Source organism: Gulosibacter sediminis, assembly GCF_014904065.1.
GTDB lineage: Bacteria > Actinomycetota > Actinomycetes > Actinomycetales > Microbacteriaceae > Gulosibacter > Gulosibacter sediminis.
Window position 1 is genome coordinate 55,598 of record NZ_JACXJG010000012.1, and the last position, 22,377, is coordinate 77,974.

The 22,377-nt window shown below is 67.1% G+C and carries 19 protein-coding genes; 16 read left to right on the plus strand and 3 right to left on the minus strand.

Annotated features, from left to right (window positions below; translation table 11 throughout):
* The first annotated feature begins 6 nt into the window (after positions 1-6).
* Together ID132_RS07395 and ID132_RS07400 are read left to right on the plus strand one after the other, a co-directional pair.
* Positions 7-1,089: a DUF4192 family protein gene (locus tag ID132_RS07395; RefSeq protein ID WP_125106063.1), complete on the plus strand. Its 1,083-nt coding sequence runs from the start codon at positions 7-9 to the stop codon at positions 1,087-1,089.
* Positions 1,086-3,926 carry an FtsK/SpoIIIE domain-containing protein gene (locus ID132_RS07400; RefSeq protein WP_193128257.1) on the plus strand — a complete coding sequence of 947 codons (2,841 nt, stop codon included), beginning with the start codon at positions 1,086-1,088 and terminating at the stop codon, positions 3,924-3,926. The genes ID132_RS07395 and ID132_RS07400 overlap by 4 nt, the downstream gene beginning before the upstream one ends.
* Here ID132_RS07400 and ID132_RS07405 read toward each other — a convergent pair.
* Positions 3,851-4,861 carry an asparaginase gene (locus tag ID132_RS07405; RefSeq protein ID WP_125106061.1) on the minus strand — a complete coding sequence of 337 codons (1,011 nt, stop codon included), beginning with the start codon at positions 4,859-4,861 and terminating at the stop codon, positions 3,851-3,853. The two genes, ID132_RS07400 and ID132_RS07405, sit on opposite strands and share 76 nt — an antisense overlap.
* 86 nt (positions 4,862-4,947) lie before the next feature.
* Between ID132_RS07405 and ID132_RS07410 the strand changes: the two genes are divergently transcribed.
* The 14 genes from ID132_RS07410 to rbfA all read left to right on the plus strand — a co-directional run bounded on the left by ID132_RS07410 (position 4,948) and on the right by rbfA (position 20,482).
* Positions 4,948-6,060 (plus strand): 1-deoxy-D-xylulose-5-phosphate reductoisomerase, encoded by a 1,113-nt coding sequence (locus ID132_RS07410; RefSeq protein WP_193128258.1) that lies wholly within the window; start codon positions 4,948-4,950, stop codon positions 6,058-6,060.
* Positions 6,061-6,097: 37 nt separating this feature from the next.
* Positions 6,098-7,432: a M50 family metallopeptidase gene (locus ID132_RS07415; protein ID WP_193128259.1), complete on the plus strand. Its 1,335-nt coding sequence runs from the start codon at positions 6,098-6,100 to the stop codon at positions 7,430-7,432.
* Between the two features lie 71 nt (positions 7,433-7,503).
* Complete coding sequence (gene ispG, locus ID132_RS07420) at positions 7,504-8,649, plus strand: flavodoxin-dependent (E)-4-hydroxy-3-methylbut-2-enyl-diphosphate synthase (RefSeq protein WP_125106059.1); 1,146 nt, start codon at positions 7,504-7,506, stop codon at positions 8,647-8,649.
* Between the two features lie 55 nt (positions 8,650-8,704).
* Positions 8,705-9,703 (plus strand): AAA family ATPase, encoded by a 999-nt coding sequence (locus ID132_RS07425; protein ID WP_125106058.1) that lies wholly within the window; start codon positions 8,705-8,707, stop codon positions 9,701-9,703.
* Positions 9,700-10,590, plus strand: a complete 891-nt coding sequence (locus tag ID132_RS07430) for a DUF58 domain-containing protein (protein WP_125106057.1) — start codon at positions 9,700-9,702, stop codon at positions 10,588-10,590. The genes ID132_RS07425 and ID132_RS07430 overlap by 4 nt, the downstream gene beginning before the upstream one ends.
* Positions 10,577-11,080, plus strand: a complete 504-nt coding sequence (locus tag ID132_RS07435) for a hypothetical protein (RefSeq protein WP_125106056.1) — start codon at positions 10,577-10,579, stop codon at positions 11,078-11,080. The genes ID132_RS07430 and ID132_RS07435 overlap by 14 nt, the downstream gene beginning before the upstream one ends.
* 11 nt (positions 11,081-11,091) lie before the next feature.
* Complete coding sequence (locus tag ID132_RS07440; protein WP_211198323.1) at positions 11,092-12,063, plus strand: vWA domain-containing protein; 972 nt, start codon at positions 11,092-11,094, stop codon at positions 12,061-12,063.
* Positions 12,060-13,097: a vWA domain-containing protein gene (locus ID132_RS07445; protein WP_125106054.1), complete on the plus strand. Its 1,038-nt coding sequence runs from the start codon at positions 12,060-12,062 to the stop codon at positions 13,095-13,097. The genes ID132_RS07440 and ID132_RS07445 overlap by 4 nt, the downstream gene beginning before the upstream one ends.
* Positions 13,098-13,105: 8 nt before the next feature.
* On the plus strand, positions 13,106-13,906 hold the full coding sequence (locus ID132_RS07450; RefSeq protein WP_164509690.1) for a tetratricopeptide repeat protein: 801 nt from the start codon (positions 13,106-13,108) through the stop codon (positions 13,904-13,906).
* A gap of 11 nt (positions 13,907-13,917) precedes the next feature.
* Entirely contained in the window at positions 13,918-15,678 is a 1,761-nt protein-coding gene (locus ID132_RS07455; RefSeq protein WP_211198324.1) for a proline--tRNA ligase, read from the plus strand.
* 50 nt (positions 15,679-15,728) lie between these two features.
* Positions 15,729-16,757 carry a transcription termination factor NusA gene (gene nusA, locus ID132_RS07460; RefSeq protein ID WP_125106052.1) on the plus strand — a complete coding sequence of 343 codons (1,029 nt, stop codon included), beginning with the start codon at positions 15,729-15,731 and terminating at the stop codon, positions 16,755-16,757.
* A gap of 27 nt (positions 16,758-16,784) precedes the next feature.
* Positions 16,785-17,066 carry a YlxR family protein gene (locus tag ID132_RS07465; RefSeq protein WP_125106051.1) on the plus strand — a complete coding sequence of 94 codons (282 nt, stop codon included), beginning with the start codon at positions 16,785-16,787 and terminating at the stop codon, positions 17,064-17,066.
* A 70-nt stretch (positions 17,067-17,136) separates the two neighbouring features.
* The gene (gene infB, locus ID132_RS07470) at positions 17,137-20,058 is read left to right on the plus strand and encodes a translation initiation factor IF-2 (protein WP_125106050.1); all 2,922 of its coding nucleotides are present in this window, start codon (positions 17,137-17,139) and stop codon (positions 20,056-20,058) included.
* Positions 20,051-20,482, plus strand: a complete 432-nt coding sequence (gene rbfA, locus ID132_RS07475) for a 30S ribosome-binding factor RbfA (protein ID WP_125106049.1) — start codon at positions 20,051-20,053, stop codon at positions 20,480-20,482. Before infB ends, rbfA begins: the two co-directional genes overlap by 8 nt.
* A 10-nt stretch (positions 20,483-20,492) precedes the next feature.
* On the opposite strand, the gene ID132_RS07480 is transcribed toward rbfA, so the two are convergent.
* Together ID132_RS07480 and ID132_RS07485 are read right to left on the minus strand one after the other, a co-directional pair.
* On the minus strand, positions 20,493-21,383 hold the full coding sequence (locus ID132_RS07480) for an HhH-GPD family protein (RefSeq protein WP_125106048.1): 891 nt from the start codon (positions 21,381-21,383) through the stop codon (positions 20,493-20,495).
* Entirely contained in the window at positions 21,380-22,372 is a 993-nt protein-coding gene (locus ID132_RS07485; protein ID WP_193128261.1) for a ketopantoate reductase family protein, read from the minus strand. The genes ID132_RS07480 and ID132_RS07485 overlap by 4 nt, the downstream gene beginning before the upstream one ends.
* Between the last annotated feature and the right edge of the window lie 5 nt (positions 22,373-22,377).

The following is a 22,377-nucleotide window of genomic DNA, read 5'->3' on the forward strand; positions in this document are numbered from 1 at the left end:
AGCGGCATGACCTCTCCACGCATCCTCACTTCGATCCACGAAGTCCTCCGCACAATCCCCGAAGTGCTCGGCTTTACGCCGACCGAATCCCTCGTCGTCATTCCCTTTAGCGGCGGCCCGAGCAGCGCCATGATCCGCGTCGACCTGCCGCAACCGGCGGGCGACGACGCCGAACACTTCAGCCATGCCGTGCTCGAGCACGTGCTTCGCCTGGGTGACGTCGAGCGTGTGTTCTTCGCCGTCTTCACCTCGAAGGCCCACGCCGGCGAGATCGCGCCATACACGATCGAACTCGAGACACTCGCACGACAGTCGAGGCGACTCGGACTCCACATCGTGGGTGGCGCCTGCGTCGCGGGTGACGCGTGGTCGGAGTACTGGGGCGCACGCGGTGGTCCCCGCGACGAGGTGGTGTCAGCGCTGGCGCCGGTGATCCCCGCCGACGTGTCCGAGGCGACCGAGATCGCTTCAGCGCCCGAAGAGGCCAGGTCGCGCGTCGAAGAGCTGCTCGCAGAACACGCCCGACTCGCCGAGATCACCGACGACGAAGTGCTGTGCGCGTGGAACCTCTACCTCGACGGCGCGCGGTGGCTCGACCCTGAGTACGAGCCGATCCTCGTAGCCCTCGTCAGCCGTGGCCTGCGTCGGCTCCGCACCCTCGAACTCATCGTCGCGAACGGCGCGCTCGGCAGCGAGATCTGCGAGCGCGTCGAGGCGATTTGGCTCGACCTCGCCGAAAACATGCCCGAGGCCGAACTAACGGGGCTCACCGAAGTGTTCGCGGACTTCATTCCGGCCGACCTGGCACGAGTCGATCGGGCGATCAGCGCGCTGCGCAGCATCGCGAGCCACGTCAGCGAGCGTGAGGCTCGTGGCGCGCTGGCCGCCCTGGCCTGGTTGACCTGCCTCGCGGGGCGCGCCTCGATCGCGAGTGAATACGCGCGCAGGGCGCTGCGTGCGGGCCATCATGCCCTCGCCGCCCAAGTGCTTGAGCGTATCGACCAGGGGTACGTGCCCGGCTGGGTCGTCGGCTCCGGATGCGCTGGCCCCGGTCGCTACAGCGAGCTCGACGACTCGGTACCCGAATGACCCTGCTCTCGCACGTTGCCGAAACCCCGGCCGAGCAGCAGGAGGTCGCGCTGGTCCTCCCCGAACTCCCGAAACGCGACCGTCCGAACGGCTTCCCGTATGTGATGGTGTTGGCCCCGATTGTGATCGCCGGGGTGCTCTTCGCCGTGCTGCAGAGCCCCTATGTGCTGATCTTTGCGGTATTTGGCCCGGTGCTCGGCATCGCGAATGTGATCGACCAGCGGGTGGGTGGGCGTCGGCGGTACCGTCGTGCGCTGCGGGAGTACGAGGGGGAGGTTGAGCGGTGCCTCGTTCAGGCCGAGGCCGCGCACGAGCGCATCCGCATGCGGGCTCGTATCGCGGCGCCGGTGCCGGAGGACATCGTCCGGGGCGCACGTGTCAACGGCCCTGGAGTCGCCCTCGGCACGACATCCGTCCGCGGCGAATTACGCACGAGCGGCGCGAACGCCGAACTCGCGACTCGGGTCACGACCACCCCGGGTATGCCGGTCGTCGTCGAAACGCGCTGCGTCGTTCTCGCCGGAGCGGCTCCGGGACTCCTCGCCCTCGCGCGAGCTGCACTGGTCGGGCTGCTCGCGACCGATCTGCAGGCACGGGTCGCCGTCGCCGGGCAAGCCCTCGGGCCGCTTCGTTCCGAGCTGGCGGCTATCGGTGTCGAACTCGCCGGTTGCGCCGATGCCGACCTGATCCTGGCAACGCACGAACCTCGAGACGTCGGCGACCGCGTATGGCTCCAGCTCGAGGCGGATCACTCCGCGACGCTCATTGATGCCTCGGGCGTCGTAACTCGCATCGTGCCAGCCCAACTCGGCGCGCCCCAGCTTCGGGCGTGGCTGCCGACGGTGGTTGCAGCACAGGACTCTCGCCGGCGGGCAGAACAGCTCCTGCCGAGCAGCATTGGGCTCGGCGACCTCGCAGCAGCGGCGGGCCACACGGGCGCCGCGACGTTCCTCCTCGACTCGCAGGGCCCGCGAAGCGTCGATCTGATCAGCGACGGTCCACATGCGGTCATCGGTGGCACGACCGGCAGCGGCAAGAGCGAGCTGCTCGTCGCGTGGGCCGTGGCCCTCGCCTCCCAGCACAGCAGCGCTGAACTCACCCTGCTCTGCCTCGATTTCAAGGGCGGCGCCACCTTCGATGCGCTGGCATCGCTGCCACACTGCGCCGGCATCGTAACTGACCTCGACGGAGACGACGCGGTGCGGGTCAGCGAGAGTCTGCGCGCCGAGCTTCGACGTCGCGAGCAGTGGCTGCGTGACCACGAGCTGCGCGAGCTCCCTGCCGAGGGCATCGCGGGCATGAGTCGGCTCGTTGTGCTGATCGACGAATTTCAGGCGCTCATCGGCGCGCATCCGCAGTTGCAGGAGTTGATCGCCGATGTCGCAGCACGGGGCAGGAGCCTTGGCATCCACCTCGTGCTCTGCACCCAGCGACCCACCGGAACGTTTCGTGAAGAACTGCTCGCGAACTGTTCGCTCCGCATCTGTCTGCGCGTCGAGCAGGCCAGCGATTCGCAAACGCTCCTCGGCAACACCGATGCCGCCAATATTCCGGCCGCTCAGCGAGGTCGCGCGTGGCTGCGCGTCGGCGGCACGAACTCGCTCGTGCAGGTCGCGATGGTGAATCAGCCACTCATCGAGAGGATCGCTCGAGACGAGTGTGCGCGGCTTGCGCGTGCGGGCGCCCCGACTCCCCATGCCGTCTGGCATCCACCGCTTCCGAGCGTGCTGCCGGTGGTCGAGTCGCCGCTGAGACGGCCAGACGAACTTGTTTTCGGTGAACTCGATCTGCCAGCGCAGCAGCTTCGTCGCCCGGCATCCTTGCTCGCGGGAGAACAACTGTTCGTGCTCGGTGCGGCGGGCTGCGGTCGCACCTCGGCGCTCGAGACCCTCGCCGCGGCCGCTCGACGGGCCGCATGGGAGGTTGTGCGCGTGCCGCCTGACGCCGAGGGAGCGTGGGACTCGATCGAGCGGCTCGCTGATGGTGGGGAAGGCGTCCCACGACGTCGACTCGTCGTGATCGACGACCTCGACGCCATCGAGCAGCGCCTCGGTGACGAGCATCGTGCGGCGCTGCTCGATCGGGTGCACGCCCTCGTGCGGGGCGGGTCAGAACGGGCCACGAGCATCGTCGTGTCGGCACGGCGGTGCGGAGGTCAGCTGCTGCGCATCCAGCAGCAATGCAATCAGACGCTGCGGCTCGCGCACGTCACGCGCAATGACTGGATTTTGCAGGGTGGCGAGCCCGCAGACTGGCAGCCGAACTGGCCGCCGGGGCGCGGCAGGCTCGGCCGTGACCTCGTGCAGGTCGCGGTTGTTGAGGCCACGCCAGCGTTCGAGTCGGCGTCGCCTCGCTGGGAACCGTTCGAGATAGCAACGGCGGGAGCCGCCATCGTCGCCCGCCGCTGCGCACCGATTGCGCAGGCATTCGAACAGCACATAGTGGCGGTGAACGCTCCGCCGACAGCGGCCACGCTGCGTGAACAGGGCCTCGGCGACGCGAGCTACCTCGGCGACGTAGAGCAGTGGCTCGGTGCCTATGGCTCGCTCGCACGAGTCGCTGAGCACCGTGACATCGCCATCATCGGCATCACACCCGGTGAATGGCGGAGCCTCTTTCGGGCAGACCCGCTGCCGCCGGCAGTGCGCGACCTCGCCACGCGCGGATTCCTGCGAGCGCCGGACGGCTCGGTGCGGCGGCTCCAGGTGCGCGACGGCGTGCCGATCGCTGTTGAGGTGCCGGCCGCGCCGCAGGTCAGCGACTACAAGGTGCTGGGAACATCCTTGCCCAGCATGATGCTGCCGACCGGTTGTCTGCCGCCGAGTACCTCGAGGTGAAGCGCTGGCAGCACGCGCTGGGCACCCTCAGCGTCGATGCTGCCGGCGGCGAGCAACAGTTGCAGCGCGACGAGCATGCCGGCTCGGTTTGAGCCGTCGAGCATCTTCACCGCGACCGAGGTGCCGTCGGGTGCAACGAGCACCTGGAGCCCCTCGGCACCCGACTTCGCAAACACGCCGAGCTGTTCCATCACGACCGAGTCGGCGCGACCGGCACCCTGAATCGTCCAGGGGTGCTCGAGCTGCGCCCGCCAGATCTTTGCGGCGTTGCGGAAGATGGCAAAAGGCGAGCTTGACTGCGCCGTCGCGAACCGCGACATCGCGCGGGCCAGGCCGGTGAGGGAAATGGCAAATACGGGGGCGCCGCAGCCGTCGACGCCGGTGGCGCGAATCTGCTCACCTGAGAACCGAGCCACGGTCTGGGCCACGAGCTGTTGCAGGGGGTGGTCGGGCTGCAGGTACGTCTCGACGGGCCACTCGGCGGCGCGGCAGGCCGCCAGGAAGCCGGCGTGCTTGCCCGAGCACTCCATGTAGACCGAGGCGGAGGCTTCGCCCGAACGGATGAGGGAGTCGCGACTCGCCCGATCGAGCGGCCACGCCGGCGGGCACTGCAGGGCCCGCTCGTCGAGCGCAGCGCGCCCGAGCACATCCCGCACCAGCGCGACGTGACCCGGGGTGCCGATGTGGCTCGCGCAAGCGATCGCGAGGTGCTCGCCATCGAGCTCCGCGCCGGCCTCAAGCGACGCGAGCGTCTGCAGGGCCTTGAGCGTCGAGCGCGCGAACACGGGGGAGGCGGGGCTGCCAAGCTCGTAGAGCAACTCGCCCTCACGGCCGACGACGACCGCGCTGCCGAGGTGCCGAGACTCGACAAAACCATTGCGCGAGACCACCGCCAATTCGGCTGCGCTGTCTCCCGTGAAAGTAGCCGTGGTCATCGCCGCACCTCTCGCGTCTGCTGTATCGCTCCAACCTGGCCATGTTACGCACAAGCCGCCGCCGGTGACGGTCTACCTTGGGGACTATGCCTGATCTCAGACGCGTCCTCGTGCTCGGTTCGACCGGGTCCATCGGCACCCAGTCCCTCGACATCGCGCGTGCGAACCCCGATCATTTTCGGATCGTCGGGCTGAGCGCCGGCCAGAATCGCGAGCAGTTCGCCGCGCAGGCCGCGGCGTTTGGCCTTGAAAGCTCGGCGACAGCGCTCGGCGCCGAAGACGCGGAGCGTCTCGTGCGCGACGTTGAGGCCGACGTCATCGTGAATGGCATCACGGGCTCGGTGGGGCTCGGCCCGACGCTGGCGGCCCTCGAAACGGGCACCACCCTGGCGCTCGCCAACAAAGAGTCGCTCATCGTCGGGGCACCCCTCGTACGCCAGGTCGCGCGCCCCGGACAGATCGTGCCCGTTGACTCGGAGCACTCCGCGATCGCCCAGTGCCTCGCGGGCGGCACCCGCGGTGAGGTGTCTCGACTCGTGCTCACGGCGTCCGGCGGCCCATTCCGCGGGCGCACCCGTGCCGAGCTTGAGGAGGTCACCCCGGCCGACGCGCTCGCGCACCCGACCTGGGACATGGGCCGCGTGGTCACGACCAATTCTGCGACGCTGGTGAACAAGGGCCTCGAGATGATCGAGGCGAACCTGCTGTTCGACGTGCCGTTCGAGCGCATCGACGTGGTTATCCACCCGACTTCGATGGTGCACTCGATGGTGGAGTTCTCCGACGGGGCGACGATCGCGCAGGTCTCGAACCCCGACATGAAACTTCCCATCGCCCTCGCGCTCGACTGGCCGCGCCGAATCCCCGGCGCCGTCGCACCGATACGGTGGGGCGACCCGGACTTCGAGCAGACCTGGACGTTTTCGGCACCCGACCACGAGAACTTTCCCGCCCTACGGCTCGCGCGCCGCGTCGGTGAGGCAGGCGGAGCACATCCGGCAGTGTTCAACGCCGCGAACGAGGTCGCCGTCGACGCGTTCCATGACGGTGCCCTGTCGTTCCTTGGCATCGTCGACACGGTGAGCGAAGTGGTCGACACCTATGCGGCAGAACCCGGCCCCGTGACCCGAGAGTCCCTGGCCCGCGCAGAAAGCTGGGCACGCGAGTCCGCGAGGCAGCGCATCCTGCACCGCGCCTAAGCTCGCTCTCAAGCCTGCGGCGCTAGGCTTGCCGCTCGTGACTGGAATCGTGCTCTTCGTCGTTGGCATTCTCGCGGCCGTTCTCGGGCTCGGGATTTCCATCGCCCTGCACGAAGTCGGCCACCTGTTCTTCGCGAAGCGATTCAACGTGCGCGTGCCGCAGTACATGATCGGCTTCGGGCCGACGCTCTGGTCATTCAAGCGCGGTGAAACCGAGTATGGCTTTAAGCTGCTCCCGCTCGGCGGCTACATCTCGATGATCGGCATGTACCCGCCCGAACCCGGCAACAAGGCGAAGGCCGCCGGCACGGGCATGTTCAGTCGACTCATTCAGGACGGCCGCGAGGCGAGCGCTGAGACCATCATGGTCGGCGAGGAAGACCGGACGTTCTACCGCCTGCCGGTGTGGAAGCGCCTGCTGATCATGTTCGGCGGGCCGATTATGAACTTCGTGCTCGCGGCGATCATCTTCTCGATCGTCGCGGTTGGTTTCGGTGTCTACCAGCCGACTACGAGGGTCGGCGATGTCTACGAGTGCGTCGTGCCCGCCGGCAGCGAGACGTCGGCCGACGAGTGTGACGAACCCGCGCCGGGCGCAGCCGCGGGCCTGCTTCCCGGTGACACGATCACCGCGCTGAACGGTTCGCCGCTGAGCGGCTGGGACGAACTGCAGAGCACGATCCGCGTTTCGGCGGATGTGCCACTCACTCTCACGGTCGAGCGCGGCGACGAGACGCTTGACCTCACCGTGACGCCGCGTCCGAACGAGATCTACGTCACCGACCCCCAGACCGGTCAGGTGGTCGAGGACGACAACGGCAACCCGATCACCGAAACGGTCGGATTCGTCGGCTTCACGGCGGTGAGCGCGCGTCAGCAGCAAGACCTCACCTTCGTGGGGGAGATGTACTGGGACAACCTCACCAGCGTCGCCAACGTGATCGTGACGATGCCGGAGCGGGTCGTGCAGATGTTCCAAGCCGGGTTCCTCGGCGCTGAGCGCGACCCCTACGGTCCCATGAGCGTCGTCGGTGTGGGCCGCATCACGGGCGAGGTGGTCTCGATGGAGGACACGCCGGTGCTTGATCGGGTCGCCACGGTGCTCTCGATCGTCGGCTCGCTCAACGTGATGCTCGGCGTGCTCAACCTCGTGCCGCTGCCGCCGCTCGACGGCGGGCACATCGCGGCCGCGCTCTGGGACGGGCTGCGCCGCTGGTGGGCGCGTCTGCGCGGCAAGCCAGACCCGGGCCCGTTTGACGCGGCGAAGCTGCTGCCCGTCACGATGGTGATGGCGACCGTGCTCATCTTCATCGGCGCGCTGTTCATCTTCACCGACATCGTGAACCCGATCAGCCTGTTCTCTTCGCCCTAACGAGCGGCGTGATCGCTGATAGAGCAATCGGGAATACCGCGGTCGAAGGCGCTCCCGCGTAAACTGGCGATGTGCCTGCAGTAAATCTCGGACTTCCCAGCGTCCCCTCCGTCATCACCCCGCGCCGCAAGACTCGCAAGGTCAAGCTCGGCTCGACGTTCGTTGGCGGCGACGCGCCCGTCTCGGTGCAGTCGATGACAACGACGCCGACCACCGACATCAACGCGACGCTGCAGCAGATCGCCGAGCTCACGGCATCGGGCTGCGACATCGTGCGCGTCGCGGTGCCGAGCCGTGACGATGCCGAGGCGCTGCCGATCATCGCGAAGAAGAGCCAGATTCCGGTCATCGCCGACATCCACTTCCAGCCGAACTACGTGTTCCAGGCCATCGACGCCGGCTGCGCGGGCGTGCGCGTGAACCCGGGCAACATCCGCAAGTTCGACGACAAGGTGGGCGACATCGCGAAGGCGGCGAAGGACGCCGGGGTTGCGCTGCGCATCGGCGTGAACGCGGGTTCGCTCGAGCCGTCGCTGTTGCAGAAGTACGGCAAGCCCACCGCAGAGGCGCTCGTCGAGTCGGCGGTGTGGGAGGCGAGCCTCTTCGAAGAACACGACTTCCACGACTTCGGCATTTCGGTGAAGCACAACGACCCCGTCGTCATGGTGCGTGCCTACCGCATGCTCTCCGAGCGCGGCGACTGGCCGCTGCACCTCGGCGTGACCGAGGCCGGCCCGGCGTTCCAGGGCACGATCAAGTCGGCCGTCGCCTTCGGCTCGCTACTGTCCGACGGCATCGGCGACACGATTCGCGTGTCACTTTCGGCACCGCCGGTCGAAGAGGTCAAGGTCGGCCTGCAGATCCTGCAGTCGCTCAATCTGCGCCAGCGTCGCCTCGAAATCGTCTCGTGCCCGTCCTGCGGTCGCGCTCAGGTCGACGTTTACACGCTCGCCGACTCGGTGCAGGAAGGGTTGAAGCACCTCACGGTGCCGATCCGTGTCGCGGTCATGGGTTGCGTCGTCAACGGACCCGGTGAGGCCCGCGAGGCCGACCTCGGTGTCGCCAGCGGGAACGGCAAGGGCCAGATCTTCGTCAAGGGCGAGGTCATCAAGACAGTGCAGGAAGACCAGATCGTCGAAACGCTCATCGCGGAAGCCGAGCGTATCGCGGCGGAGATGCCGTCGGATGTGCAGGGCACGCCCGAAGTCATCGCCTAGTTCTGCTTCGGGGCCGACTTCGGTTTGACGCAGTCGCGAGCGAGGGCTGCGTACGATGGCCTGCATGACTGCCTCCCGCATCACCCACGACGATCTCGCAAGAGCGTACGACCTCACCGGCAGGATCGGCACCGCACTTGAAAGTCGGGTGGTGGGGCAGGACCGCCTACGGCAGACGCTGCTCATCGGCTTGCTAACGGGCGGCCACGTGCTGCTCGAATCCGTGCCAGGTCTCGCGAAGACGACGGCGGCAGAAACGCTCGCTGCGGCGCTCGACGGAGAATTTCGGCGCATCCAGTGCACTCCCGACCTGCTGCCGAGCGACATCATCGGCACGCAGGTCTACGACGCGGTCGAGGCCCGCTTCGAGACCCGGCTCGGCCCAGTGCACGCGAACGTCGTGCTGCTTGACGAGATCAACCGTTCGAGCGCGAAGACCCAGTCGGCGATGCTCGAGGCGATGCAGGAGCGTCAGACCACAATCGGCGGCAAGCGTTACCCGCTGCCCGACCCGTTCCTCGTGATCGCCACGCAGAACCCGATAGAGCAGGAGGGCACCTACGTGCTCGCCGAGGCGCAGCTCGACCGCTTCATGCTCAAGGACGTGCTCGACTACCCGCAGCCGCACGAGGAGGCCGAAGTGCTGCGCCGCATCGACGCGGGCGTGTTCCTCGACCATCCGGCGCCCGTGGCCTCGCTCGAGGAGGTCCTGGAGTTACAGGAGCTCACGCGTCGGGTCTACGTCGACCCGGCGATCACCGAGTACATCGTGTCGATCGCCTATGTCACCAGGCACGTCGACCAGTACCTCGACCCCGACGTCGCGCGCCTGGTCGAGGCGGGCGTCTCGCCGCGTGCGTCGATCAACTTCACCGCGGGTGCCCGTGCGGTCGCGCTGCTGCAGGGCCGCGACCACGTGATCCCCGAGGATGTGCGCTCGCTCGCATACCGCGTCCTGCGCCACCGCGTGCTGCTCGGCTTTGAGGCCGAGGCGACCGGCGTTCGGCCCGAGCAGGTCATCGACGCGATCCTGCAGGCGGTTCGTACCCCGTGACCGAAGAGGCACTGCTGACGCGCGTCAAGACCAAACTCTTTCTGCGGTCTCGGCGACGTGCGACGCACCTGCTTGAGGGCCAGTACGCGGCGATGCATCGCGGTCGCAGCATGGACTTCGATGACCTGCGCGAATATGAGCCGGGCGACGAGGTGGCCGACATCGATTGGAACGCCTCGGCACGCTCCGGTACGACGCTCGTGCGCCGCTGGGCCGACGAGCGGCGCAACCGCGTCTGCTTCGTCATGGATTCGGGCCGAAACATGGCCACCGGCTCGACCGGCGGCGACCCGAAGCGTGACATCGCGATCATGGCGGCCGGTGCGCTCGGCTACATCGCGCAGCGCCATGGCGACGAAGTCGCCTTCATCAGCGGCAACGCCGACGGGATCCAGCAACTTCCGTTTCGCGCGACCGAGGGGTCGCTCGAGCGCGGTCTTCGGGCCGCGAGCGCACCGATCGCGGTTGATGGCGCCCGCAGCGACGTGATCAGCTTGCTCGAGCGCGCCCGCGTCACGCTCAAGCAGCGGATGTTCGTGGTGGTCATCGCCGATGAACTGCGGCTGGATGAGCGGCTGCGTGAGCAGCTCGGCGCGCTTTCGGCCGCGCACCAACTCGTGTGGATCGAGGTCGGCGATGGCGACCCCATCGGGCGCGGTGGGCAAGCCACCAGCTTTGACGTCGACGGCGGCTGGGAGATGCCACGCACGCTCGCTCGCTCTCCGAAGCTGCGCCGAGAGCTTGACGCCGCCATGGCCGAGCGCGCCCGCGAACTGCGCACCGAGCTCGAGCGCCGAGGCGTGTCGCATACGCGCATCGAGCGCGTCGATGGCGCAGTGCCGGCGCTGCTCGAACTCCTACGAGTGAGGCAGCATGCCCGGATTTGATTTCGCGAGCGCCACCACGCCGCCCGAGCTGCCGGGCGAGGTGCTGCCGCTCGTCGGCTACAGCGCGTTTTGGCTTTGGCTTGGCATCGGGTTCATCGCGCTCGTTGTTGTCTACTACCTGCTCGTGTGGGTGTTTACCCGCGACCCTTCGCGCACGAACGAAGCTGAGCACGACGAGACCATCGATGTGGACGCCGCTCGGGCCCAGGCATTCGCGCGGGTCGATACCATCGAACGACAGGCCAGCTCGGGTGAACTCGACGATCGCTCCGCCTACGAGCAGCTCAGCGCGACCATGCGCGAGTTCGTGGCCGAGGCCACCGGCGTTCCCGCCGACCACATGACCCTGGCCGACCTCTCGCGCACACAGCTGCAGGGCACGACGAGAACGGTGGCGCAGCTCTACCCGGGTATCTTCGCGCCCGAGGCGCAGCGTGATGTAGCGGCGGCAACACGGGATGCGAGGGCGGTGATTTCGGGATGGAACTAGCATTCTGGTGGTTGCCCATCGCCGTAATCGTGGTGCTGATCGCGGTGATTGCCGCGGGGTGGTGGCTCGGCCGGCGCCGAACGGCCGGCCGAGCAATCGCGAATTCCTGGCGCGTGACCGAGCTGCCTGGTTATCGAACGGCACTCGCCCGGTCTGGCCTGTTCATTGGCGTCACCGCCGTGGTGCTCGCCCTCGTGCTCGCGACCGGTACCGTTGCGGCGGCGCGCTGGGTCTACACGCGAGTCGAGACTCCCGAGAAATACAACCGCGACATCGTGCTCTGCCTGGATGTGTCGGGGTCGATGACTGAGTACGACGCCGACGTGATTGATCGCTACCTCGAAATGCTGCCCGGCTTCGAGGGCGAACGCATGTCGCTCGTGCTCTGGAACTCGTCCGCGGTGCCTGTCTTCCCGCTCACCGACGACTATGCGTTCGTCGAAGACCAACTCAAGACGGTACGGGACGCCATGAAGTCCGGCACGGGGTCCGCGGTGTATACGAGCGGAACGCTTACCCGGCCCGGCGCCTCGCTCGTCGGCGACGGCCTCGCCTCGTGCGTCATGCAGTTCCCGGGGGCCGAGCCGTCCTCCACCGAACCGCCGGTTGACGACGGCCGCTCGAGGTCGATCATTCTCGCCACCGACAACGTCGTGAACGGGGCCCCGACCGTGTCGCTCGAGCAGGCGGCCGCGTACGCCCGCGACAACTTCATCACGGTGTTCGGTCTGGACGCGAACGAGTACCGAGACGCCTTCGCGGCCGAGTACGAGGGCGTCATGACCGAGTACGAGTTCCCGTACTTCCCACTCACCGCGGAGGACTCGGTCGACGAGATCGTGGACACGATCACGAGCGAGCAGACGAGCAAGATTCAGGGCGCTCCGCAGCTCTACGTCATCGACCGCCCCGAGTTCTGGCTGTGGGGACTGCTCATCGGTATTCCGGTGTTCCTCGTGTGCGCGAGGAGGCTGCGCATATGACCTGGGATCCCATGCTCCCGCCGTGGCTCCTCGTGGTCATCGCGGCGCTGCTGGTCGGCTACGTCGGTTTCGCGGCCGTCCGCGCGCCCGCGCGGGCCCGGCTGATGTGGCTCGGTCGCCTGGTGATGGTGCTCGCGCTCGTGGGAGCCCTCGCACGCCCGGGCATCGGCACCTACTCGGCGAACGTCGCGAACGATGCGGTCGACGTCGTGTTTGTCGTCGATACTTCAGCGTCGGTCGGGGCGGAAGACTGGGGGAGTACCGCGGTGCGGCTTGAGGGCATGAAAGACGACATCAAGAAGCTCGCCGCGGATCACCCAGGGGCCCGCTTCGCCATGATCACCTTCAATTCGGTCGCCTCGCAGCGATTGCCGTTCACGAGCGATGCGACGGCGCTGCAGGAGGCGGTCGACCTGCTGACGCCGGAAGATGGCTTCTATGCGATGGGCTCCTCACCCACGATTGCGGCCGACCTCCTGCACGACGTGCTGCAGGATGCGGTCGAGGCCGACCCTGAGGGCGAGCGCGCCCGCGTCGTCTACTACCTCGGTGATGGCGAAGACACGCTCGGCAGCGATGCCAACGACTTCTCGGAATCCGCGGGACTCGTGCAGGGCGGCAGCGTGCTCGGTTATGGGACGAAGGCCGGCGGAAAAGTGCGAGCTTATGACACCTATGGCCGCAACTACACCGACTACCTCTATGACTACGGCACCTATGAGCCGGGAGTCTCGAAGATCGACGAGGAGACGCTCGACGGCATCGCGCAGCAGCTGCGGGTGAGCTACCAGCACCGCGACGCAAACTCGGAACCCGAGGCGGCGCAAGTCGATGTGCGCCGCGGCACGTTGGCACCCGAGGCCGCCAACCGCATGAGCTTCCCGGTCTACTGGGTGTTCGCGCTGGTCATTGTCGGGTGGTTGCTCGTTGAGAGCTTCCTGCTCGTGCGCGCCGGGCGAGAGGTGCGCGATGCGCTGGGCGAGCAGGAGCGGCGCGAGGATGCGCGTGCCGTCGGGGCGGGTGACGACGTATGAGTGACGAGATGAACGACTTTGTGAGCGACCGCACGGTGCGTCACCAGCGAAAGCAGAAGGTGCAGGACCCCGCGATCTCAGCGGCGCGTCGGCGCAGGCGACTTCGCCGTCGCCTCATGCTGTGGAGCCTGCCGTTCTCGATCGCCTTGCTGTTGGTGTCGGCAAAGCTCATTTCGCAGCACGCGATCGCCCAGACCGCGCTGAGCCAGTATTCGCAGGCCGAGTATGAGGGCTCGCTGAATACCTCCGGCCAGCTGAAGTTTGCCAATGTCGTCGAGCCGTGGAAGCCCTTCTACAACATGGGCACGAACTACCTGCGACTGGATGCACTGGCCGAGGCACAGGAGCAGTTCCACTCGGCCCTCGATCTGGCGAGTCCCAGCGAGCAGTGCCCGATTCGCGCGAACCTCGCGATCGCGATCGAGCGCGAGGGCGATGTCGCGCTCGAGGCGGAGGACGCCGAAACCGCCATTGCGAAGTATCAGGAGGCGTTGACCGTACTCGATGAGGCAGACGTGAGCTGCGAGTTCTCGACCTCGAACCGCTCGATCACCGACAGCGACGCCCGCATCACCGAGAAGCTCGAAGAACTCGAGCAGCAGCGGGAGCAACAGGAGCAGCCGCAGGACGGCGGCGACGGCTCCGATAGCCCTGGCGGTGAAAGTGATGGCGGCACCGAGACGCAACCCGACCCGGACGCGCTCGACGAGCTCGAGAACGGGCTCGGCGACAATCAGCAGGATCGTCAGAACGACGTCGAGGACGAAGAGGGCGGTTACGGGCAGAGCCAGCCCGATCAACCCTGGTAGCGCGGGGTACGATGGCCGACGTGATCCAACGTCTGTCGAACTACTTCCTTCGCACGCTCCGCGACAACCCGGCCGACGCCGAGGTCGCGAGCCACCGCCTCCTCGTTCGCGCCGGGTACATCCGACGTCAGGCACCGGGTATCTTCGCCTGGCTGCCGATCGGGTTGCGTGTTCGCCGACGCGTTGAGGCGATCATCCGCGAAGAGCTCGCGGCTGCCGGCGCGCAGGAGATGCTCTTCCCGGCGCTGCTGCCGCAGGAGTTTTACGAGGCCACGGGCCGTGTCGACGACTATGGCGACGGGATGTTCCACCTCTCCGACCGCAAGGACGCCGAGATGGTGCTGGCGCCGACGCACGAGGAGGCCTTCACGCTCGCGGTGAAGGACCTGTTCTCGTCGTATAAGGATCTCCCGATCACGATCTATCAGATCCAGGACAAGTACCGCGACGAGGCCCGGCCCCGAGCCGGCATCCTGCGCGGCCGCGAGTTCACCATGAAGGACGCCTACTCGTTCGACTGGAACGATGAGGGGCTCGACGCGAGCTACCAGGCGCAGCGCGATGCGTACGAGCGCATCTTCCGCCGCCTCGGGCTCGACTACGTCATCGTCGCGGCCGACTCGGGCGCCATGGGCGGATCGAAGTCGGAGGAATTCCTCCACCCGACCGAAATCGGCGAGGACACCTTCGTGCGCNCTGACGGCAGCTACGCCGCGAACGTCGAGGCGTACACGGCGACTCCGGCCGAACCTCGTGACGCGTCGAGCGACCCCGCCGTCGAGGTGTTCGACACCCCGAACGCGGGCACGATCACCGCGATCTGCGAACTGGAAAACATCACCGGCGATGCCACGTTGAAAAACCTCGTCGTCGCGCTCACCGACCACGAGGGCAAGCGTGAGCTCGCCATCGTTGGCCTGCAGGGCGACCGCGCGGTCGACATGAAGCGCCTCGAGATCGCCTTCGCGCCGCGGGAGGTTGAGGCGGCGACGGAGGACGACCTTAAGGCGCATCCCGAGCTGGTCCGCGGCTACATCGGCCCGTGGAAGGACGGCGAGCAGTTTCTCGGCGAGGGCTCGACCACCGGCATTCCGTACTTCCTCGACACCCGCATCGGCGACGGCTCAACCTGGGTCACGGGCGCCAACACCAACGAGAAGCACGTTCGACACCTGGTGTACGGTCGCGACTTCGTCGCTGACGGACGAGTCGAGGCGGCCGAGGTGCGCGACGGCGACCCGGCTCCCGGCGGGCTCGGCCCCATCACCGCCGAACGCGGCACCGAGATCGGTCACGTATTCCAGCTCGGACGTAAGTATGCCGAGGCGCTCGGCGCGAAGGTTCTCGACCCGAACGGCAAGCAGGTCGTCGTGACGATGGGTTCCTACGGCATCGGCGTGACGCGCAACCTCGCGCTCGTGGCCGAGCAGAATCACGACGAGCGCGGTCTCATCTGGCCCGAGGAACTCGCCCCGTTTGACGTGCACGTCATCGCCACTGGCAAGGGCGAGGTGCCGCTGCAGGTGGCCACCCAGCTCGCGGAAGGCGCCGAGGCAGCTGGTCTCGAGGTGCTCTTCGACGACCGTCCGAAGGAATCGCCCGGCGTGAAGTTCGGCGACGCCGAGCTCATCGGCATTCCGTGGATCCTGATCGCGGGCAAGACGGCAGCAGACGGCATCGTCGAACTCTGGAACCGACGGAGCAACGAACGGACTCAGGTTTCGATCGACGAGGCAATTCCCGCGCTGCTGGCAGCCCGTGCGGTAAGATAATCGTTTCCGGCGAGTAGCCGGCACCCAAATCTGAATACGGAGGAGAGCCCATGAAGATCGATCCTGCAGTGCTGAGAACACTCGAGCGGGAACGGGAAATCCCCTTCGACGAACTCGTCGAGATCCTCGAGCAGGCCATCTTCGCCGCGTACGTGAAGCACGCGACCGCGGAAGCCGGCAAGGACACTCCGCCCGAGGGCTCGCGCGTCAACCTCGACCGTCGCACTGGCGAGGTCACCATCGTTGAGCCGCAGTACAACGACGAGGGCGAGGTAATCGGCGAGGCCCTTCTGCCCGCCGAAGACTTCGGCCGCATCGCCGCCTCGGCAGCGAAGCAGGTCATCACGCAGCGGATGCGCAACATCGACACCGACAAGGTGCTCGGGGAGTTCCGTGGTCGCGAGGGCGACATCGTCAACGGCGTCATCCAGCAGGGTGACGACCCGAAGATGGTGCGCATCGAGATCGCCCCCGGTGTCGAGGCCATCATGCCGCCCGAGGAGCAGGTGCCGGGTGAGGACTACCGCCACGGTCGCCGCATCCGCGTGTTTGTGACCAAGGTGGAGCGCGTTGAGCGCGTAGGGCGTGGCACCCGCAGCGCACGCATTACGGTTTCGCGAACCCACCCGCAGCTTGTGCGAAAGCTCTTTGCGAACGAGGTTCCCGAGATCGCCAACGGCATGGTCGACATCGTCGCGGTTGCTCGCGAGGCTGGTCATCGCTCCAAGGTCGCCGTGCGCGCCACCGAGCCGGGCTTCAACGCGAAGGGTGCCTGCATCGGCCCGCTCGGCGCTCGCGTGCGTGCCGTCACCAACGAGCTCGATGACGAGAAGATCGACATCGTCGACTACTCGAACAACCTCTCCGACTTCGTGGCGAACGCACTGAGCCCGGCAAAGGTTTCGAGCTCGTTCGTACTCGACCCGAAGACGAAGGCAGTGCGTGTGCTCGTTCCCGACTTCCAGCTGTCGCTCGCGATCGGCAAGGAAGGACAGAACGCCCGCCTCGCGGCGCGCCTCACCGGAGCTCGGATTGACATTCAGCCCGACAGCGTGATGGAAGACCCCGACGAGTCATAGCGGCGCATGCGCCGACATGGGAGTACTATGGATGCAGTGCGAACGTGCATTGGATGTCGCGTGCGCGCCTCACAAGAACAACTCATCAGAGTTGTCGAGGTATCCGGAAGGCTCCAGCTTGACTGGAACCGGACGCTGCCGGGTCGGGGTGCGTGGTTACATCCGCAGGTTGACTGCGTAACTCACGCGCTCGACCGAAAGCAGTTCCGACGCGCATTGCGCGCCGGGGAGTTGGATGACAGCGCCCTTCGTTCGTACCTAACTGCACTACCAGCAAAGGTTGTTGATCGGACTATGGACCAATCATGAGTGGCTCGCGATGAGGCACAACCGTTAATTGGTCTGCTCCCGTCAGGGGCAGACCCTGATGAGGAGAACTGTGGCAAAACCACGCGTACATGAGATCGCCGCCGAGATGGGCGTCGAATCTAAGGTCGCACTCGCGACCCTGCAGGAAATGGGCGAGTTCGTAAAGACCGCGTCCTCGAGTGTTGAGCCTCCCGTGGCTCGCCGCCTGCGAGACGAACTGAAGCGTCGTGCCGACCAGGGCGGCGCCGAAAGTGCTGCCGAGGCACCGAAGCCGGCCGCAGCGGCAGCACCCGCTGCGCCGAAGCCTGCATCCGCATCGGGTGCGCCGAAGCCCGGCGCCCCGAAGCCCGCCGCTCGTTCGGCCGCGCCGAAGCCGGGCGCAGCGAAGACCGGTGCGGCGAAGCCTGGCGCCGCCAAGTCGGGTGCTGGCAAGGCCGCTCCGGCGGCGCAGAGCCGTGCTCAGTCGGCTCCGAAGCCTGCGTCGAACAAGCCCGCCGAGGCTGCCGCGCCGAAGCCGGCTGCTCGTTCGGCTGTCGCGCCAACGCCCACGCCGAAGCCCGGTGAGGCGCAGGCAAAGCCCGCACAAGGTAGCGCCAAGCCCGGTCAGTCGCCTGCGCCGAAGCCCGGTGCAGCTGCGCCGAAGCCCGGCGGCGCCGACGGCAACAACATCCCTCGCCCCCGCGGCCCACGCCCCGGTAACAACCCCTACGCATCGGCGCAGGGTATGGGTGCACGCCCGCGACCGGGGAACAACCCCTTCAGCCCCAAGCAGGGCCAGGGTGGCGCACCGCGCCCCGGTGGCCCCCGTCCGGGTGCCCCGAAGCCGGGTTCCGTCGGCGGTCGTGGTCCCGCTGGTCCGGCGCGCCCGGGTCAGCCCCGCGTGTTGCCCGGTGAGCGTCCCCAGAACGCTGGTGGCGGTCGCGGTCGTCCCGGCGGCGCTGGCGGCGCTGGCGGCGGTGGTCGTCCAGGCGGTGCCGGCGGCGGTGGCGGCGGATTCGGCGCGCCTCGCGCCGGTGGCGGCGGCGGACGTCCGGGCCCCGGCGGCCGCGGTCGCGGCGGCACCGCTGGTGCCTTCGGTCGCGGCGGCGGTAAGTCGAAGGCGCGCAAGTCGAAGCGGACGAAGCGGGCAGAATTTGAGATGCGGGAGGCGCCGTCGATTGGCGGCGTGAAGGTTCCCCGCGGCAATGGCGAGACGCGCATCAGGCTGCGTCGCGGCGCGTCGATCTCAGACTTCGCCGACAAGATTGATGCGTCGCCCGGTGACCTCGTAACGGTGCTGTTCCACCTCGGTGAGATGGCGACCGCGACAGAGTCGCTCGACGAGGGCACGTTCCAGGTGCTCGGTGAGGAGCTCGGCTACAAGATCGAGATCGTCTCGCCCGAGGACGAAGACCGCGAGCTGCTCGAAACCTTCGACATTGACCTCGAAGGCGAAGAGGACGCGGAGACCGATGAAGAGCTCGAGGTTCGTCCGCCGGTTGTGACCGTGATGGGTCACGTCGATCACGGTAAGACTCGACTGCTCGACGCGATCCGTCGCAGTGACGTTCAAGCTGGCGAGGCCGGCGGCATCACCCAGCACATTGGTGCGTACCAGGTGTGGGGCGAGCAGGAGGGTGTCCAGCGCGCGATTACCTTCATCGACACCCCGGGTCACGAGGCGTTCACCGCCATGCGTGCCCGTGGTGCGAACGTCACCGACGTTGCGATCCTCGTGGTCGCGGCCGACGACGGCATCATGCCGCAGACGATTGAGGCGCTGAACCACGCGAAGGCGGCGGGCGTGCCCATCGTCGTCGCGGTCAACAAGATCGATGCCGAGGGTGCGAACCCCGACAAGGTCCGCGCTCAGCTGACCGAGTATGAGCTCATTGCTGAGGAATATGGTGGCGACACCATGTTCGTCAACGTTTCGGCGAAGACCGGCGAGGGTGTGCGCGAGGTCATTGACGCCGTGCTGCTCACCGCCGACGCCGAGCTCGACCTGCGCGCGAACCCGAACAAGGATGCCCGCGGAACGGCGATCGAGGCGAAGCTCGACAAGGGTCGCGGTGCGGTTGCGACCGTGCTCATCCAGTCGGGTAGCCTCCGTGTCGGTGACTCGATCGTGGCCGGCACGGCATACGGCCGCGTGCGTGCGATGCTCGACGAGAACGGCGAGATGGTTGAGGCGGCCTACCCGTCGCGTCCCGTGCAGGTGCAGGGCCTCAGCTCGGTGCCTCGCGCTGGTGACACGTTCCTTGTGACCGAGGACGACCGCACGGCTCGTCAGATTGCCGAGAAGCGCGAAGCGGTCGAACGCAACGCGCAGCTCGCGAAGGCCCGCAAGCGCATGTCGCTCGAGGACTTCACCCGCGCGCTCGAAGAGGGCAAGGTGCAGTCGCTCAACCTCATCATCAAGGGTGACGTCTCCGGTGCCGTCGAGGCGCTCGAGGACTCGCTGCTCAAGATCGAGGTCGACGACTCGGTGCAGCTGCGCATCATCCACCGCGGTGTTGGTGCGATCAGCGAGTCGGACGTCAACCTGGCGACCATCGACAGCGCCGTGATCATCGGCTTCAACGTTCGTCCTGACCAGAAGGCGCGTGCCGCCGCGGCCCGCGAGGGCGTGGATATCCGCTTCTACTCGGTCATTTACGACGCCATCGATTCGGTCGAGCGTTCGCTCAAGGGCATGCTCGAGCCGGAGTACGAGGAAGTCCGGTCGGGCGTTGCGGAGATCCGCGAGATCTTCCGTTCGTCGAAGTTTGGCAACATCGCCGGCTGCCTCGTGCAGTCGGGCACGATCACGCGCAACGCGAAGGCCCGCGTCATCCGCAACGGTGTTGTCGTTGGCGATGGCCTCGCCATCGAGTCGCTGCGCCGCTTTAAGGATGACGTGACCGAGGTTCGTGATGGCTTCGAGTGCGGTATCGGACTCGGCAAGTTCAACGACATCCAGATCGGTGACGAGATCGAAACCACGGAGATGGTGGAGAAGCCTCGTGACTGACAACGCTCGGGCTGCACGCCTGGCTGATCGCATCAAGGTGCTGGTGGCGAAGACCCTCGAGCGAGGGGTGAAAGACCCTCGTCTCGGCTTCGTCACCATCACCGACGTGCGTGTGACCGGCGACCTGCAGCACGCAACCATCTTCTACACGGTGTATGGCACCGACGAGGAACGGATCGAGTCGGCCGCCGCGCTGAAGAGCGCGACGGGCATGATTCGCTCCGAGGTGGGTCGCAACCTCAATGTGAGGCTGACGCCGTCGCTCGAGTTCGTGCTGGATGCCCTGCCTGACAACGCGGGTCGCATCGACGACCTCCTGGCTCGGGCGCGTGATGAGGATGCGCGACTCGCGTCCGAACGCGACGGTAAGGGTTTCGCGGGGGAGTCCAACCCCTATCGAGACGCTGACGACGAGCAGCAATAAGCTCCATCAATCAGTGCGGGAGGCGAAGAAATTCGTCCTCCCGCACTGCTAGTTGGTCCACCACCAACGCGTCGATGAGCCGAGCGATGCGGGCAGAAAATTCGGTGTCTGCTGCACCGAGTTCGTGGGGGAGCGCATCCTCGGCGATACCCTCGTGACGTTCTCGCAGCAGGCGCATGATTCTGCCGCGCAGTTCGCGGTCCGACCCGGCAAACTTCGCCTGCGAACGGCCCGGTGCGGGTGTTTCGGGGTTGCCGGCGAGGTGCCATTCGCACAGCTCCGCAACGGGGCAGGCGTCACACAATGGCGCGCGGGCGACGCAGATGACCGCGCCGAGCTCCATCGATCCGGCGTTCCACGATGATGCCTCGTCGGGGTCGATGGGGAGCACCGCGAGCATCTCGGCGTCGTCGCGGCGATGGTTCGGCAGCCACGCGTGCTGCTGGCCGTGACGCGTGCGCGCGAGCACGCGTCGCACGTTCGTGTCGACGACCGGCACGACCTCGCCATAGGCAAACGAAGCGACCGCGGCCGAGGTGTACGGGCCGATGCCAGGTAGCGCCAGCAGCGCATCCCGGCTTCGCGGCACCTCACCATCATGGTGCTGGACTATCGCCTGTGCGCAACGGCGTAGGGCAACTGCCCGACGTGGGTAACCGAGCCGGTCCCAGGCCCGAATCACGTCGGCGTCGCTCGCCGCCGCGAGGTCGGCGGGCGTCGGCCACTTGGACATGAACTCGAGCCATTTGGGCAACACGCGCGACATCTGGGTCTGCTGGCTCATGACCTCGCTCACGAGGATGCCCCACGGGCTGCAGTCGGGTTTGCGCCAAGGGAAATCGCGGGCCGTGCGGCCGTACCAGTCAATGACGGTGCCGACCAGCGCATTCTTCGACGTCATGCCATGACCCTGCGGGCGAGTTCGCGGGGCGGCAGGAACCGTTGCGTCGCCGACACCTCGTGCACGAGCCGAGTGACTCGCGTGTTCACGGGAACAGCCAGGCCGACAGCAGCGGCGCTGCGCACGACCTCGCCGTTGAGCGCGTCAATCTCGGTTATCTGGCCGCGCCGAATAGATTGGAGCGTTGAGGCGGGGTTTGGGGTCGTGCCGAACATGCGGCCCAGCTTGCCGCGGACCACCTCGAGCGCCCTGCCACCGCGCACCAGGTCGGCAAAGTGTGGGTGCATGCCGGCCACCCGGGCAAAGCAGATGCGCCGTGCATCCGCCACCGAAACGAGTTCTTCGAGCGAGCGGGCGACGATCGGCGCGAGCAGGGGATGCGCGCTCACGCGCTGCACGCTGAGGCCGGTGACGGCGGGCAGGGCGTTGACCTGATTCAAGAACAGCTTCATCCACAACAGGCCGTCCAGATTCGGCGAGGCGGCCGACGGCAGGGCACCGGTGAATGCGCCCGCAAGCTCTTGCGCGGCCCCGTAGCCGCCCGCGGAAATGGCGGCGAGCGTCAACTTGCCGGGGCCGGTTACGCGGATCTCGGCGGCACCGAGATTCGTGGCGGGGAACGTCGAGACAAGGCCGTAGATGCCGTCGCTCCGACCGAGGAGCCGGGCGACCTCGGAGGGTCCGCGGACGCCATTCTGGGTGACCACAATGGGCGTTGACGCAATCGCTCCGGCCTGTTGCTGCACCGCCGCCTCGGTTTGGTAGGTGCGCACGGCGAGCAGGACGAGTTCCGTGTCGGAGGCAACCGCGTCGCTGGCACTGACGGCCACCGTGAAGTTGCCCTGCGCGCCGCGCAAGCGGATGCCGTGCTCGCGCAGCGCGTCGAGCGTCGCGCCGCGCGCGACGGCGTGCACCTCGTGCCCGGNGCGGGCGAGGAGCGCCGTCAGCGTTCCACCGACCGCACCAACGCCCACCACAGAAATTCGCATCGACT